A 14,947-nucleotide genomic window follows, 5' to 3' on the forward strand; every position below is an offset into this window, starting at 1 on the left:
CTATCCAGCCGCACCGACCACCACGCAGGGTGTCCGCTATCGCATCACCGGGTAGACTCGATCGCACAGGCCCATCTCGATGCGCGGCCTGGCGATGATGACGCGCATCACGGCGATCACACCGGCGGCCACGGAATGGCGCTGCGCTCCGCCGGGGGCGCCGGAAACCGGCCGTCGGTGACCAGCCGCTCGGTCCGGACCGTCAACGCGGCGATCTCGGCCGGCGTCAACAGCTGGGCCAACCGCTCGGCGAGCGGACCGCCCAAGGCGTCACGCAGTCGACCCAGCGCGGGCTCCGCGCCGTCCGGCAGCGGCCGGCCCGAAAAGCCCCACAGCACGGTCCGCAGCTTGTCCTCCACGTGGAAGCAGAGCCCGTGATCGACTCCGTACAGCCGGTCGCCCGACCCCACCAGCACATGGCCACCCTTGCGGTCGGCGTTGTTCACCACCACGTCGAAGACCGCCATCCGGGCCAGCCGGGGATCGTCGGCGTGCGCCAGCGCGTACGCGGTGCCGGCCGGGTCCCGCGCGGCGGCGATCGGCAGCCAATCCGGTGGCACCTGGTCGGCGGGGACGAAATCCACAAGCGGCGTCACCTCCGCCGGCTCGTCGATCCACAGTTGACACGCGCCGGGACCGAACGGCCCGTCGCGCAGGACGGTCGGCGGCACCATCGGCCAGTCCAGCGCCCGCGCCACCAGATAGGCCGAGACTTCCCGGCCCGCCAGGGTGCCGTCCGGGAAGTCCCACAGCGGGCGTTCACCACGGATCGGCTTGTAGACACAGCGCGCGGTCAGACCATCGGCCGCGATCACGCCGCGCAGCGTGGTGTTGGACGCGTCGACCAGCTGCCCCTCCACCTGGACGGTGCCGGTACGCAGCAGCCGCAACGCGTCGGTGTCGTCGCCCACCGGCCGCAGATCGGAGGTCACCGTCGCCTCAGCGGTGGTAGCCGTTGTTCCGTGGACAGAGATGCCCACGTGGATCCAGCGGCTGGCCGCAGAGCGGACACGGTGGACGACCCGCGGCGACGACCCGCCGAGCCCGGTCGATGAAGCCCCGCGCGGCCGCCGGGGTGAGCCGGACCCGGAGCCGATCGAGACTGGCGTCGACCGCCTCCGCGTCGTCGTCCACCGCCTCCGCGACGACGTCGTCGTCGTCGCCGAGCTCGGCCTCGACCTCCTGCTCACCGACGGCGATCGCCTCGATGACCACCGTCGCGGTGTCGACATCGAACGCCAACCCCAACGTGCCGACCCGGAACTCCTCGTCGACCGGGGTTTCCAGCGGATCGTTGTCCGACTGACCGATCGGGCTCTCCGGCACGTCCACGCCGAAGCGGCGTTGCGCCTCGGCCAGCAACTCCTCGAGCTTCTCGGCCAGCAGCGACACCTGGACCTTTTCCAGTGCCACGCTCACCACACGGCCGCCGCCCCGGGCCTGCAGGAAGAACGTCCGCTCCCCCGGCGGCCCCACGGTTCCCGCGACGAACCGCTCCGGCGGCTCGAAGGCATGCACCTGGTGGGTCATGCCGTCGACCCTATCGGGCGGTCGCACCGAGCGCGTAACGCACCGACCCGATTGCGTGCCACCGTCACCGGAGTGCACCTTTGTCGCCACTCACGCCGGTGCCACCACCGACCGGGGCGTCGGAGTCGGTCGCGTCGGCTCGGCGGGCATGGCCCTGTTTCGCCGGGACCAGAGCGGCCAGGTCGGTACCGGTGTCGTTGAGCCGCAGCAGGAACGGCCGGGTCGGGGTGTACCGGATCACCGTGACCGAAGCGGGGTCGGCCACGATCCGCTGGAACATGTCCAGATGCAGACCGAGGGCGTCCGCGACGATGGCTTTGATCACATCACCGTGGGTGCAGGCCAACCAGAACGCGTCGGCACCACGTTCGGCCTCGACGACACCGTCCCAGTGCCGCACCGCGGCGACCGACCGGGCGGCCACCGCAGCCATCGCCTCACCCCCCGGGAACACCACGGCGCTGGGATGCTCCTGCACCACCCGCCACAACGGTTCCTTGGCCAGTTCGCCCAGCGGCCGGCCTTCCCACTCGCCGTACCCGCACTCGACGAGTCGCTCCTCCAACACCGGGTTCACCCCGGGCAGGGCCAACTCCACGGTCTGCCGACACCGGACCAGCGGGCTGCTGACCACCTGCGCCCAGGGCACCCGGGACAGCCGGCTGCCGACCGTTTGAGCCTGCTCGCGGCCGGTCTCGTCGAGTTCGACCGGTCGCCGGCCGGCGAGCCCGCCCTGAGCGTTGGCCGTCGTCCGGCCGTGTCGTAGAAGCACCAATGTCGCCACGGCCGCCAGCCTACGCCGGCCGTGGCGACAGTCCGGCCGCCGCGATGGTCAGGTCGCCGCGATGGTCCCCGTCATCAGCAGCGCCATCACCAGAGCGCCGAGTGCGACCCGATAGAGCACGAAGGCGTACAGGGTGTGGTGCGCCACGAACCGCAGCAGCCAGGCGATCGCCGCGTATCCGACAGCGAACGCGATGACCGTGGCCACCACCATCTGCGCGACGGTCGGTGCCCGGCCCTGCGGATCGAACACGTCCGGCAGGCTGAACACTCCGGACATCACCACCGCCGGAATGGCCAGCAGGAAGGAGAACCGGGCCGCCGCCTCCCGGGTGAGGTTCAGGAACAGGCCCGCGGTGAGGGTCCCGCCCGAGCGGGAGACGCCCGGTATCAGCGCCATCGCCTGCGCGAAGCCCATCACCACGCTGTCCCGGGCGGTCAGCCGCTGCAGGGTGCGGGTCTGCCGCCCCCAGTACTCGGCGACGGCCAGGATCAGCCCGAACACGATAAGCACCGTCGCCGTGATCCACAGGTTCCGCAGCCCGGTGCGGATCTGATCCTTGAACAGCAGACCCAGCACGCCGATCGGAATCGAGCCGATGATGACGTACCAGCCCATGCGGTAGTCGGGGTCCGACCGTACCGAGGAATCCCAGATCCCCACGATCCAGGTCTTCGAGATCCGCCAGATGTCCTTGGCGAAGTAGAGCAGCACCGCCGCCTCGGTGCCCAACTGGGTGACAGCGGTGAACGAAGCGCCCGCGTCGGCCTCGAAGAACAGCGCCGACGTGATGCGCAGATGCGCCGAGGAACTGATCGGCAGGAACTCGGTGAGCCCCTGCACGACGCCGAGCACGATGACCTCGATCCAGCTCATCGCCGTACCCCCGATCGGCGCGACCGACCCCGACCCCACCGTGCCGGCCGTGACCCGGACTGATTCACGCGCCCACCCCGGCGGCGTCGAGCGCCTGCGCGACGGTCCGCAGGGTCGCGACTCCCGCGTCGGCGTCCGGGGTGAACAGACTGACCGACAGGGTGGTCACCCCGGACGCCGCGTACTGGCCGATCCGGTCGGCGATCCGCCCCGGCGGACCGAGCAACGAGGTCCGGTCGATGAACTCCAGCGGTACGGCCGCCGCCGCCTCACGGTAGCGGCCCGCCAGGTAGTGCTCCTGGACCAGGTCGGCCGCTTGCCCGTAGCCCATCCGGGTGGCCAACTGGTGATAGAAATTCTGTGTCCGGCTGCCCATCCCGCCGACGTAGAGCGCCGCGTAGCCACGGACCAGATCGGCGCAGGCGGCCACGTCGTCACCGACCACCACCGGTACGGTCGGCACCACGTCGAACCCGGCCAGCTCCCGGCCGGCCCGGGCCCGGCCGGTGGTGAGCACCGCCAGCTGCTCGGCGGCGGTTTCCGGCGCGTAGAAGATGGCCAGCCAGCCGTCGGCGATCTCACCGGCCAGCTCCAGGTTACGCGGGCCCACCGCCGCCAGGTAGACCGGGATGTCCGGCCGGGGTGGGCGGAAGTTGAGCTTCAGCGTCTTGCCGGGACCGTCGGGCAGGGGCAGGGTGTAGTGCTCGCCGGAGTACTCGACCCGCTGCCGGCCGACCGCCATCCGGACGACGTCGACGTACTCCCGGGTCCGGGCCAGCGGACGGCCGAACCGGACCCCGTGCCAACCCTCGGACACCTGCGGGCCGGAGACACCCAGGCCGAGCCGGAACCGGCCGCCGGACAACGCGTCGATGGTGGCCGCAGTCATCGCGGTGGCCGCCGGGGTGCGGGCCGGGATCTGCATCACCGCGGCACCCAGGTCGATCCGGGCGGTCTGGCCAGCCAACCAGGCGAGTACGCTCGGCGAGTCGGATCCGTAGGCCTCGGCCGCCCAGACGACCGCGTAGCCGAGCCGGTCGGCTTCCTTGGCCAGGGCCAGGTGAACCGCCGGGCTACTGGCAGTCGTCAGGTAGCCCAGGCTGAGTCCGAGTCGCACTCCACTCACCCTCCATCCCCGTGTGCGGGAGTCGACGACGCCGTCGGCGTCGGTCGTGTCTCAAGCCGCATCAGGGTACGCAATCGCCCGCCGTCATCGGACGACGGCTCGAACGACTCGCCGGGTGGGGGTCCGGGTAGGCCGAGGGAGTCGACGGGAGTGAGGATATCCGTACGGCCGGGTTCTGCATAAGGTGCATCCATGCAGCAGCGACCGCTCGGCCGAAGCGGGCTGGCGGTTTCCCGGCTCGCGCTCGGCACGATGACGTGGGGCCGGGACACCGACGCGGACGACGCGGCGGCACAACTGAAAAGCTATCTCGACGCCGGTGGCAACCTGGTAGACACCGCCGACGTGTACGGAGACGGTGACGCCGAAGCGGTCATCGGCTCCCTGCTGGACAGTCTGGTCCCCCGCGACGAGCTGCTGATCGCCACCAAAGCGGGGCTGCGGCCGGGTACGGCACGCCGCCGGGACACCTCCCGTGGCCACCTGTTGCGCACGCTCGACGCGTCGCTACGCCGGCTCGGCACCGACTACGTCGATCTGTGGCAGGTGCACGGGCACGACCCGCAGACGCCGCTGGAGGAGACGCTCAGCACGCTGGACCACGCGGTGGCCAGCGGTCGGGTCCGCTACGTCGGGGTCTCCAACTTTGCCGGCTGGCAGACCGCCCAGGCCTCGGCCTGGCAGGCGGCGGTGCCGGGCCGGGCTCCGGTGGTCGCCGCCCAGATGGAGTACTCCCTGCTGGAACGGGGCATCGAACGGGAGTTGCTGCCGGCGTGCGCGGCGCTGGGACTGGGGGTGCTGCCCTGGTCCCCGCTGGGTCGCGGGGTACTCACCGGGAAGTACCGACACGGCCGACCCGGTGACTCACGGGCCGCGTCGACACACTTCGAGCGGTTCGTCGCCGGTTATCTGGAACCCCGCTGCTCCAGCATCGTCGAGGCGGTCGCGACCGCGGCCACCGGACTCGGCGTGGCACCGCTGGAGGTCGCCCTGGCCTGGGTGCGGGACCGCCCCGGGGTCACCGCGCCGATCCTCGGCGCGCGCACCGCCGGGCAGTTGGTCGGGGCACTACAGGTGGAGCGGATGACGCTGCCCGTCGAGATCGCTCATGCGCTCGACGACGTCTCGGCGCCGCCGGTCGGGTACCCGGAGCGCGACGGGTGACATCCCCGCGGATCATTGGGCAGGATGGATCACATGGACTACGAATACACGCCGCTGCGGTTACCACCGAACGTCGACCGGGTGACCGCGGCCGCGCAACTGGCGATCCAGGCCGAATTCGCGGGGTGGGAACTGGCCCGGGTCCGGCTGTTCCGGGACGGGACCCGGCAGGTGATGCTCCGCCGCAAGCTGGTCGCCCAGCGGCAGCCGGGCCTGTCGGTGTGACGGCGACGCGGGCCGGCGAATCGGACAGCGGCCCACGTCGCCGATAGGTTCAGCGGATCGACGGAACGTCCGGTTCGTCGACTGCCCCGTCGTCTGGCAGATAGGCGTGTTCGTCCAGCCGGCCGACGATCTGATCACCGGCGGCGGACCGGAACGGTCCGTCGACGTCGCCGTCTTCGAAGGCGTCCGGGTCCAACGGGGTGTCCACCTCGTGCACCATGACCACGCCGTCGAGCGGTTCCAGTTCCGGGATGTCCAACGCGCCGAGGGACCCGTCACCGGCCTGGAGCAGCTCCAGCACCGCCTCCCCCACCCCGTCCACCGGCTCCACGGCCTCCCCCGACGGCGAGCCCTGTCGACGCGCGGCGTCGGCGATCCGGACCAGCGCGGCGACTGAGGGGACCCGGTAGTCGCGCCGCTGGCGGACACTGACCACCTGGGGGTGCGGGTCGTCCGGCTCCGCGCCGTCGACCCCACCGGCGCCCACCCCGAACCGTTCGTCCGCCTCCTGGGGGTCGATGGATTCGACATCCCAGGGAGTCACCTCGCCGAACGCGTCGAGCAGCAGTTCGTCGTAGGCGTACGAAGCGTTGTTCAACGCGACGTACGCCTGCCAGACGTCGTCGTCGTCGATGCGACCCTGCGCGGCCTTGACCGTGGCCAGGTGGGCCCGGGCGGCCTGGAACACCTGCTCCAACGCGGCGTCGAGGGCGTTGTGCTCGTCGGACATTCGGTGGGGTTCCCTTCACCGTCGATACGGTCGGCGCTGCCCGGCGGCAGCGCCGACCGGTGGATGCCGTGGGTCGGCTGTGGTGTCTCGTCTGGTCAGCTCTGGCGCAGGAAGCGGTCGAGCACTCGCACGCCGAACTGTAGCCCCTCCACCGGAACCCGCTCGTCGATGCCATGGAACAACGCGGAGAAATTCAGGTCGGCGGGCAGCCGTAGCGGGGTGAAGCCGAAGCAGCGGATCCCGAGTTGTTGGAACGCCTTGGCGTCGGTGCCGCCGGAAAGCATGTACGGCACCACGCGAGCGCCCGGATCCACGTACCGCAACGCGGCGGCCATCGCGTCGACCAACGGGCCGTCGAAGCTGGTCTCGATCGGCGGCTGCCGCTCCACGTGCTCGATCTCCACGTCCGGCCCGATCAGTTCCCGCAGCTGTTCCAGGAACTGCTGGTCCTGGCCGGGCAGGATACGGCAGTCGAGGGTGGCGCTGGCCCGGCTCGGAATGACGTTCTCCTTGTAGCCGGCGGCGAGCCTGGTCGGGTTGGCGGTGTTGCGGATCGTCGCGCCGATCATGTTCGCGACCGGCCCCAGCTTGGCGATGGTCAGCTCCGGGTCGTCCGGATCGAAGGTGATGCCGAGCAGTTCGGAGACCTCGGTCAGGAAGTCCCGTACGGTCGGGGTGACCACGACCGGGAACTGGTGTCGCCCGACCCGGGCGACCGCCTCGGACAACGCGGTGATCGCGTTGTCGTCGTGCACCATGGATCCGTGTCCGGGCCGGCCCCTGGTGTGCAGGCGCAGCCAGTTGATGCCCTTTTCGGCGGTCTCGATCAGGTACAACCGCAGATCGTCGCTGACGGTGTAGGAGAAGCCGCCGACCTCTCCGATGGCCTCGGTGCAGCCGTCGAACAGATCCCGGTGCCGGTCGACCAGGTGGTGCGCGCCGTACCGGCCGCCGGCCTCCTCGTCGGCGGTGAAGGCGAGCACGATGTCCCGGGGCGGCCGGATCCCGGTGCGCTGCCAGTCGCGGACCACCGCCAGCACCATCGCGTCGAAGTCCTTCATGTCGATCGCCCCGCGACCCCAGAGGTAGCCGTCGTGTAGCTCACCGGCGAACGGGGGGAACGTCCACTCGGCGGCGTCGGCGGGCACCACGTCGAGGTGTCCGTGGACGAGCAGGGCACCGCGTCCGGGGTCGGTGCCGGGGATCCGGGCCACCAGGCTGGCCCGGCCGGGTGCCGACTCCACGATCTGGCTGTCGACCCCGACTTCGGCGAGTCGACCGGCGACGTACTCCGCGGCGAGGCGTTCCCCGGCGCTGGTGAGCGGGTCTCCGGTGTTGGTGGTGTCGATCCGCAACAGGTCACGGCAGATGGTGACGACCTCGTCCGTCGGTACGGGCGGCGCGGCGGGTGTGCTCATGCGGTTCTTCATACCAGTACGGCCGGCCGTACCCCAGCCCCGCGTCGAGCCGGGCGGTGACTCGGGGGCACGCCGAACCGGGGCGGTGTCGCCGGATCGTCTGGTTTGACGAGTGCGTCCATCGGGTACCGCCCCACCGCCGGAGACGTCGGCGCGAACGCGCCGAGCGACGGCCGCGCCGGAGGCATCCGGCCACGCTGGTGAGGAGGCGGTCATGTCGGTAGGGCTCCCCCCGATTCCGTCGCTGGGCGACGACCTGGACCCACGACACGACCCCGGCGGGCGCGACCTGATCGATCTGCTGACCGAGGAGCATCGCGCGATCGACCAGCTGTGCGCCGAGCTCACCGACGTCACCGACCCGCCCCGCCGGCGGGAGTTGTCCGAGGTGCTGGTGGCGACGGTCTCCCGGCATCTGTCGGGCGCGCAGCAGTACCTCTACCCGGCGGTCGAGGCCGCGCTCGCCGACGGTGCCGGTCTGGTGGCGGCGGCGATCGCCACCGACCGCGCGCTACGGTCGGCGATCGCCACACTGGACCAGGAAGGACCGGAGCACCCGACGGAAGCCGGTCCCGAGCCGGTGGACGCGGTCAGGGTCGAGCCGGGCGCGCCGTCTGCTCCCGGCGCGCCGGCGCCGGCGACCACGGCGGTGATCGAGGCGTGGCACCGGCATCGGCAGCTGGTCGCGACCCGGTTGCTGCCGTCGTTGCGCGAGGCCGCCACGCCGGAGGAGTTGATCCGGCTGGGCAACCGGGTGGAAATAGCCGAGGAGGCGGCACCGACCCGGCCACACCTGCACGCCCCGCTCAGCCCACCGTGGAACCGGGTGGTGGAGCCGGCGCTCGGAGTCGTGGACAAGGTGCGCGACGTGCTGGCCCGACGGACCACCTACGCGCAGGACCTGACCCCTCCCCGGGGTGCGTCGCCCACGGCTCCCGGTGGCACCGCGATCCGCGGACCGCAGCGAGGTCCTGCCGCCGAGGAGTGAGGGGACCGAGGCCGGTCAATGCGAAACGATCACCGAAGGTTCGTTGCCGACGGCGGCGAGTAAGGTCGGCCTGTCCGTTCAGTTCCGTTTCATAATGATGTCGGAGAACGTTTCCCACATCGAAGGTCTTCCCGTCGATCCCGTTCTGGTCCTACCGTCACGTTATGAACCTGGAGCTGCGGCACCTGCGGGTGGTCTGCGCCATCGCCGAGACGGGTAGCGTCACCAAGGCGGCCTCCATGTTAGGCCTCGCACAACCAGCACTCACCGCCCAGCTGCAGCGCATCGAGCGGACGTTGGGCGGCCCACTGTTCGAACGCGACCGCCGGGGTGCCCGTCCGACGGCCCTGGGTGAGCTGGTCCTGGCCAGGGCCAGGGTGCTGTTGCCGGCGATGAAGGGCCTGCAGGACGAAGCGGCCCGGCTCGCCGGCACGGGCAGCGTGATGAGCCGGTTCCGGCTCGGCGGGGTGAACAGCCCCATCCTCGGGGGTCTGGTGCACCGGCTCGCCGCCGACCAACCACAGGCACAAATCAGCACCTACGCCTCCTGGTACGTCGACGAACTCGCCCAGATGGTGCTCGGCGGCCGGCTCGACTACGCGCTCACCGGCGTCTGCGGTGACGCGACGCCGTCAGCGGAGTTCGGACTCGCCTGGCGGCCGGTGGCGGTCGACGCGATCTTCGTCCTGTTGCCGGAGGGGCATCCGATGGCGCAGCACCGCGAGGTGGAACTCGGCATGCTCGCCGACGAACAGTGGGTCGCCGCGCCCGGGGACGGCTGCTTCGGCGACTGCTTCGCCGCCGCCTGCGCCCGATCAGGCTTCACTCCCCGCAAGATGTACGAAACCGACATCCGCGGGTGCGTCGACCTGGTCGAGTCCGGGGAGGCGGTCGCCCTGTGCCAAGCTACCTTCCGCCCGATCAGCGGGTTGGTGACCCGCCCCTTGGCCGGCGCGCCACTGCGGTGGCGGCTGTTGCTCGGTTGGCATCCCGACGCACCGGCGGCCACCCTCGCCGACCGGGTGTTCGACCACGCCGCCGCCGCCTACACCGACTCACTGGCCCGCAATCCGCAGTACCTGGGGTGGCTGGATCACAACCCCGGCTTCGGCGCGCAGACCAGGACCAGGACCGACATCACGCCCACCTGAGTCTGTCGATGTGACGGTATGAGTCAGCTGGTATCTGCCAGGTGACATAGACCGCCTTTACGGTGTCAGGAACTCGACGTTCCCGCACCCGCCGGTCCCGACACCACGAGACGACCACTCGGACAGCGGCACGGTGCGCCGGTCACGCCGGGTTGCCCCGCCCCGGGTGGTCGGGGTCCGCCAGGTGGCCCCTGGCGGACCCCGACCACCCGGACTCCCATCCGATCCAGCTCAGGGGAGCCCCATGAGACGAACACTGATCGCGGCGGCCGCAGCTGTCGCCCTACCGCTCGGCGTGGTCGGGGTGGCGACCTTGCCCGCCGCCGCCAACCCGGCACCGGTCACCCAACCGGCCGCCGACGCCGCCTCCGCCGAGATGCTCGAGGCGATGCAGCGCGACCTGCGCCTCACCGCCGAGCAGGCCCGGGTCCGCATCGCCAAGGAAGCCCGGGCCAGCAAGGCCGAGTCGATGCTGCGGACCACCCTCGGCGCCGACTTCGGCGGCGCCTGGCTGTCCCCGGACGCGGCGACCCTGACCGTGGCGGTCACCGACGCCAGCCAGGCGGCGGCGGTCACCGCCGCTGGCGCGACGGCCACGGTCGTCGACCGCAGCGAGGCGGAGCTGGACCGGATCAAGGCGACTCTGGACCGGCACGCCCGGCTCGCGCCGGCGAGCGCCGTCGCCGGCTGGTACGTCGACGTCACCAGCAACACGGTCGTCGTACTGGCGCGCGGAGACGCCACCGTGGCCCGGTCCTTCGTGGCCGGCAGCGGTGCTGCCACGGACGCCGTCCGCGTGGTGCGGTCCCAGGAGAGTCCGACCACGCTGTACGACGTACGCGGCGGGGACGCCTACTACATGGGCGGCCGTTGCTCGGTCGGCTTCTCGGTCACCGGCGGCTTCGTCACGGCCGGTCACTGCGGCACGGTCGGCACCGCGACCCAGGGCTACAACCAGGTGTCGCAGGGCACCTTCCGGGGATCGTCGTTCCCCGGCAACGACTACGCCTGGGTGCAGACCAACTCGAACTGGACCCCGCAGCCCTGGGTGAACAACTACAGCGGTGGCAACGTCACCGTGGCCGGCTCGGCCGAGGCTGCCGTCGGCGCCTCGATCTGCCGCTCGGGTTCGACCACCGGCTGGCGGTGCGGCACGATCCAGGCGAAGAACTCGACGGTCAACTACCCCCAGGGTCGGGTCACCGGCCTGACCCGGACCAACGCCTGCGCCGAGCCCGGCGACTCCGGTGGCTCGTGGCTGTCCGGCCAGCAGGCGCAGGGCGTCACCTCCGGCGGATCGGGCAACTGTTCGAGCGGGGGCACCACCTACTTCCAGCCGGTCAACGAGATCCTGTCGGTGTACGGGTTGACCCTGCGGACCGGCAGCGGCGGGACTCCGCCGCCGACCACCCCGCCGCCCGGCGGTGGCACGTGCAGCGGCTACCAGAACACCTACACCGGCTCGCTGTCCAGCGGCGGCACCGCCATCCAGCCCAACGGCACCTACTTCACCGCCAGCGCCGGCACCCACCGGGCCTGCCTGGACGGGCCGACCAGCCGCGACTTCGACCTCTACCTGCAGCGGTGGAGTGGAAGCAGCTGGGTGAGCGTGGCCAGTGGGACCAGTCCCGGACCGGACGAGACGCTCACCTACTCCGGTAGCTCCGGCTACTACCGGTACGTGGTCCACGCGTACAGCGGATCGGGTAGCTACTCCCTCGGCATCACCCGCCCGTAACGGCACCAGCGGATGCCGCCGGTGGTGCCCGGTCGGGTACCACCGGCGGCGGCGTCGGGCGGCGGCGGCGTCGTCGGGCCGGCCGCACGGCGGGCACGAGGCCGTACCACCGCGGTCACCCGGCGGTGTCGACCCCGCTGTCCCGCAGTGGATCGTGGCCCAGGTCCAGCAGCGCGTGCCGCCACTGGTCGTCGCTGGCGCCGCGCGCCGGCCGTCGCCGGCGCAGGGTCCGGATCTGGTCGACGACCTCGGCCATGATCCGTCGATCGGCGTCGGTCAGGTCGACCCGGCGCTTGCCCAGCACGGCGAGCACCGCGCCGCCGGGCTGCGGCAGCTCGACCCCGACGCCCTCGCCGGTGCCGGCGTAGGCGACCTCACCCGACGCCTCGGTCAGCAGCCAGTCGCGCAGCTGTTCGGACGTCATGTTGACGCAGGAGTGGAAGTCGTTCCACAACGTGTCGACGTCGGTGTCCGTCCGCCGGTGTGCGGCCATGGCGCAGTCCTCTCCAGATCGTCCAACGGGCGCGGGTCATCGTCCGGCCGTGGCGGCGGCCGGGCTGCGGTCGGCGGCACGGCCGCCGCTCACGTCGAAGTGCAGTCCCCCGTCCCGTACGTCGATGACGACCTGCTGTCCGCCGCGCAGACCGCCGTCCAGCAACATCCGTGACAGCTGGTTGTCGACCTCGCGGGCGATGGTGCGTCGCATCGGTCGCGCGCCGAACTCCGGCTGGTAGCCGACTTCGGCGATCCAGTCCGCCGCCGCATCGGTGATCTCGATGGTGATGTCCTGGGCATGCAACCGACGGCGGGTCTCCTCCAGGAGCAGGTCGGTGATCTGCCGCAACTGGGCGGCGGCCAGCTGCCGGAAGATGATGATCTCGTCGATCCGGTTGAGAAACTCCGGCCGGAAGTCGTCCTGCAGCCGGCGCAACAGCCGCTGGCGCAGGTCGTCGTCGGCGCTGTCCGCACCGCCGGCGCCGAACCCGACGCTGCGCCCACCACCGGTGATCAGCTCCGATCCCAGGTTGCTCGTCATGATCAGGACGATGTTGCGGAAGTTGACCACCCGACCCTGACTGTCGGTGAGTCGACCTTCGTCGATGAGCTGCAACAGGATGTTGAACACGTCCGGATGGGCTTTCTCGATCTCGTCGAGCAACACCACCGCGTACGGACGCCGGCGGACCGCCTCGGTCAGCTGCCCGGCCTCCTCGTAGCCGACGTAGCCCGGCGGGGCGCCGACCAGCCGGCTGACCGTGTGCCGCTCCTGGAACTCGCTCATGTCCAGCCGGATCATCCGATCGGCGTCGCCGAACAGCGCGGCGGCCAGCGCCCGCGCCAGCTCGGTCTTGCCCACCCCGGTGGGTCCCAGGAACAGGAAGCTGCCGACCGGACGGTCCGGGTCACCGAGACCGGCCCGGGAGCGGCGGACCGCCTCGGCGACCGCGGTCACCGCGTCGTCCTGGCCGACCACCCGCTGGTGCAGCTCCCCTTCGAGCCGCAACAGGCGTTCCCGTTCCTCCTCGGTGAGCTGACTGACCGGGATCCCGGTGGCCCGGGACACCACCTCGGCGATCTCCTCGACGCTGACCTGCGGTACCGACGAACCGTCCGGGCTGCGGGCCGCGTCGATCCGCCCCTGCACCTCGGCCAGCTCGTCACGGAGCTGACAGGCCCGCTCGTACCGCTCGTCGGCGACCGCCTGGGCCTTGTCCCGGTGCAGTTGCTCCAGCTGGCGCTCCAGCTCCCGTACGTCCGCGGCCGGGGTACGGGTCCGCAGCCGGACCCGGGCGCCCGCCTGATCGATCAGGTCGATCGCCTTGTCCGGCAGGAACCGGTCGCTGACGTACCGGTCGGCCAGCTCGGCCGCCGCCACCAGCGCGTCGTCGGTGAACCGCACCTGGTGGTGCGCCTCGTAGCGGTCCCGAAGGCCCCGCAGGATCGCTACGGTGTCCTCGACGGTGGGTTCGGGAACCAGCACCGGTTGGAACCGACGGGCCAACGCGGCGTCCTTCTCGATGTTGCGCCGATACTCGTCCAGTGTGGTGGCACCGACCACGCGCAGTTGGCCACGGGCCAGTGCCGGTTTCACCATGTTGCTGGCGTCCATCGATCCCTCGCTGCCCCCACCACCCGCCCCGACCAGGGTGTGCAGTTCGTCGAGGAACACCACCAGATCGTCGCCGTGGTTACGGATCTCGTCGATGACCTTCTTGAGCCGCTCCTCGAAGTCGCCCCGGTAGCGGGTCCCGGCGACCAGACCGGCGAGGTCGAGCTGCACTACCCGCTTTCCGGCCAGGGTCTGTGGCACGTCTCCGTCGACGATCCGCTGGGCCAGCCCTTCGACGATCGCGGTCTTGCCGACGCCGGCCTCGCCGATCAGCACCGGGTTGTTCTTGGTCCGCCGGGACAGGATCTCCACGGCCTGTTCGATCTCCTCGCCCCGTCCGACGACCGGATCGATGGCTCCTTCCCGGGCCAACTCGGTCAGATCAAGACCGTACTGGTCCAAAGTGGGCGTGCCGTGGTCCGGACGCGGCTGCGGCGCACCGCCCCGTTCGGCACTGGCGTTCTGCAGGGACCGAGGTTCGACGTGGCCGGCCGCCAGCATCCGACCCGCCGCCGACTCCGGGTTGACCGCCAACGCCATCAACACGTGCTCGGGACCGATGTAGGTGGCCCCGGTGGCACGGGACAGCTGGTGGGCGTCCAACAGCGCACGCTTGGCTGCCGGGGTCAACGACAGATTGGGCGGCACCTCGCCACGGCTGGCGGCGGGTCCGCCCAACTCGGCGAGCAGACCGTCCGGGTCGGCACCGGCCCGCCGGACCAACTCGCGCAGCGGCTGGCGTTGCAGCGCCGCCCAGAGCAGATGGTCGGTGTCCAGATCACTGGTGCCGGACTGGGCGGCACGCCGCGCCGCCGCGGTGAGCAGGTCCCGCGCGTCCGCGCTCATCAACCGGGTGATGTCGACCCGGTGCACAGGCATTCGTGGTTCCCCGCCGGAGAGGAACCGGGCCAGCAGGTCCTCCCAGGGGTCGGTACCCAGCCCACCCGGCCCGTACGGTCCGTCGCTCATGGTTGTGCCCCTTCGCCCGGGCCGCCCACCGGTGACCCGGCCGGTGGCTACCCGGGCGGACCCGACACAAACGTGCCGGCGGACGGCGGGTCCGGTACGGCACGCTTGCCGTTACCGATCAGTGCGCGGACGTGAGCG

14 protein-coding genes are annotated in these 14,947 nt (G+C 71.2%); 5 read left to right on the forward strand and 9 right to left on the reverse strand.

Annotation, left to right across the window (positions count from 1 at the left end):
• Window positions 1–116: 116 nt before the first annotated feature.
• The 5 genes from O7632_RS19405 to O7632_RS19425 form a co-directional block, all read right to left on the reverse strand.
• Entirely contained in the window at window positions 117–932 is an 816-nt protein-coding gene (locus O7632_RS19405) for an SCO1664 family protein (RefSeq protein ID WP_278116260.1), read from the reverse strand.
• Between the two features lie 7 nt (window positions 933–939).
• The gene (locus O7632_RS19410) at window positions 940–1,530 is read right to left on the reverse strand and encodes a DUF3090 domain-containing protein (protein ID WP_278116262.1); all 591 of its coding nucleotides are present in this window, start codon (window positions 1,528–1,530) and stop codon (window positions 940–942) included.
• A 64-nt stretch (window positions 1,531–1,594) separates the two neighbouring features.
• Window positions 1,595–2,323, reverse strand: coding sequence for an MSMEG_4193 family putative phosphomutase (locus tag O7632_RS19415; RefSeq protein ID WP_278120193.1), 729 nt, complete (start codon window positions 2,321–2,323; stop codon window positions 1,595–1,597).
• Window positions 2,324–2,362: 39 nt separating this feature from the next.
• Window positions 2,363–3,190 carry an undecaprenyl-diphosphate phosphatase gene (locus O7632_RS19420; protein WP_278116264.1) on the reverse strand — a complete coding sequence of 276 codons (828 nt, stop codon included), beginning with the start codon at window positions 3,188–3,190 and terminating at the stop codon, window positions 2,363–2,365.
• A 64-nt stretch (window positions 3,191–3,254) separates the two neighbouring features.
• Window positions 3,255–4,307 carry an LLM class F420-dependent oxidoreductase gene (locus O7632_RS19425; RefSeq protein ID WP_278120195.1) on the reverse strand — a complete coding sequence of 351 codons (1,053 nt, stop codon included), beginning with the start codon at window positions 4,305–4,307 and terminating at the stop codon, window positions 3,255–3,257.
• 201 nt (window positions 4,308–4,508) lie between these two features.
• On the opposite strand from O7632_RS19425, the gene O7632_RS19430 reads away from it, so the two are divergent.
• Window positions 4,509–5,480 carry an aldo/keto reductase gene (locus O7632_RS19430; protein ID WP_278116266.1) on the forward strand — a complete coding sequence of 324 codons (972 nt, stop codon included), beginning with the start codon at window positions 4,509–4,511 and terminating at the stop codon, window positions 5,478–5,480.
• Window positions 5,481–5,513: 33 nt separating this feature from the next.
• On the forward strand, window positions 5,514–5,705 hold the full coding sequence (locus tag O7632_RS19435; protein ID WP_278116268.1) for a DUF5703 family protein: 192 nt from the start codon (window positions 5,514–5,516) through the stop codon (window positions 5,703–5,705).
• Window positions 5,706–5,754: 49 nt separating this feature from the next.
• Here O7632_RS19435 and O7632_RS19440 read toward each other — a convergent pair whose 3' ends face one another.
• Window positions 5,755–6,435: a hypothetical protein gene (locus O7632_RS19440; RefSeq protein ID WP_278116270.1), complete on the reverse strand. Its 681-nt coding sequence runs from the start codon at window positions 6,433–6,435 to the stop codon at window positions 5,755–5,757.
• A 95-nt stretch (window positions 6,436–6,530) separates the two neighbouring features.
• On the reverse strand, window positions 6,531–7,853 hold the full coding sequence (locus tag O7632_RS19445; RefSeq protein WP_278116272.1) for a M20/M25/M40 family metallo-hydrolase: 1,323 nt from the start codon (window positions 7,851–7,853) through the stop codon (window positions 6,531–6,533).
• 214 nt (window positions 7,854–8,067) lie between these two features.
• On the opposite strand from O7632_RS19445, the gene O7632_RS19450 reads away from it, so the two are divergent.
• The 3 genes from O7632_RS19450 to O7632_RS19460 all read left to right on the forward strand — a co-directional run bounded on the left by O7632_RS19450 (window position 8,068) and on the right by O7632_RS19460 (window position 11,730).
• A complete protein-coding gene (locus O7632_RS19450; RefSeq protein ID WP_278116274.1) occupies window positions 8,068–8,841 on the forward strand; it encodes a hemerythrin domain-containing protein in 774 nt (257 codons plus the stop codon).
• A 164-nt stretch (window positions 8,842–9,005) separates the two neighbouring features.
• The gene (locus O7632_RS19455) at window positions 9,006–9,992 is read left to right on the forward strand and encodes a LysR family transcriptional regulator (protein ID WP_278116276.1); all 987 of its coding nucleotides are present in this window, start codon (window positions 9,006–9,008) and stop codon (window positions 9,990–9,992) included.
• A 244-nt stretch (window positions 9,993–10,236) separates the two neighbouring features.
• Complete coding sequence (locus tag O7632_RS19460) at window positions 10,237–11,730, forward strand: S1 family peptidase (RefSeq protein WP_347403584.1); 1,494 nt, start codon at window positions 10,237–10,239, stop codon at window positions 11,728–11,730.
• A 115-nt stretch (window positions 11,731–11,845) separates the two neighbouring features.
• Here O7632_RS19460 and O7632_RS19465 read toward each other — a convergent pair whose 3' ends face one another.
• Together O7632_RS19465 and O7632_RS19470 are read right to left on the reverse strand one after the other, a co-directional pair.
• Window positions 11,846–12,223 (reverse strand): DUF3140 domain-containing protein, encoded by a 378-nt coding sequence (locus tag O7632_RS19465; protein WP_278116278.1) that lies wholly within the window; start codon window positions 12,221–12,223, stop codon window positions 11,846–11,848.
• A gap of 36 nt (window positions 12,224–12,259) precedes the next feature.
• Entirely contained in the window at window positions 12,260–14,809 is a 2,550-nt protein-coding gene (locus O7632_RS19470; RefSeq protein ID WP_278116280.1) for an ATP-dependent Clp protease ATP-binding subunit, read from the reverse strand.
• Window positions 14,810–14,947 lie beyond the last annotated feature (138 nt).

Origin of the sequence: Solwaraspora sp. WMMD406 (assembly GCF_029626025.1) — a bacterium.
Classification (GTDB): domain Bacteria; phylum Actinomycetota; class Actinomycetes; order Mycobacteriales; family Micromonosporaceae; genus Micromonospora_E.

Excerpts from the sequence above, each read along its gene's own strand:
- O7632_RS19410 (WP_278116262.1), bottom strand. The coding sequence starts at position 1,530 with ATGACCCACCAGGTGCATGCCTTCGAGCCGCCGGAGCGGTTCGTCGCG.
- O7632_RS19420 (WP_278116264.1), bottom strand. The coding sequence starts at position 3,190 with ATGAGCTGGATCGAGGTCATCGTGCTCGGCGTCGTGCAGGGGCTCACC.
- O7632_RS19430 (WP_278116266.1), top strand. The coding sequence starts at position 4,509 with ATGCAGCAGCGACCGCTCGGCCGAAGCGGGCTGGCGGTTTCCCGGCTC.
- O7632_RS19435 (WP_278116268.1), top strand. The coding sequence starts at position 5,514 with ATGGACTACGAATACACGCCGCTGCGGTTACCACCGAACGTCGACCGG.
- O7632_RS19440 (WP_278116270.1), bottom strand. The coding sequence starts at position 6,435 with ATGTCCGACGAGCACAACGCCCTCGACGCCGCGTTGGAGCAGGTGTTC.
- O7632_RS19445 (WP_278116272.1), bottom strand. The coding sequence starts at position 7,853 with ATGAGCACACCCGCCGCGCCGCCCGTACCGACGGACGAGGTCGTCACC.
- O7632_RS19450 (WP_278116274.1), top strand. The coding sequence starts at position 8,068 with ATGTCGGTAGGGCTCCCCCCGATTCCGTCGCTGGGCGACGACCTGGAC.
- O7632_RS19455 (WP_278116276.1), top strand. The coding sequence starts at position 9,006 with ATGAACCTGGAGCTGCGGCACCTGCGGGTGGTCTGCGCCATCGCCGAG.
- O7632_RS19460 (WP_347403584.1), top strand. The coding sequence starts at position 10,237 with ATGAGACGAACACTGATCGCGGCGGCCGCAGCTGTCGCCCTACCGCTC.
- O7632_RS19465 (WP_278116278.1), bottom strand. The coding sequence starts at position 12,223 with ATGGCCGCACACCGGCGGACGGACACCGACGTCGACACGTTGTGGAAC.
- O7632_RS19470 (WP_278116280.1), bottom strand. The coding sequence starts at position 14,809 with ATGAGCGACGGACCGTACGGGCCGGGTGGGCTGGGTACCGACCCCTGG.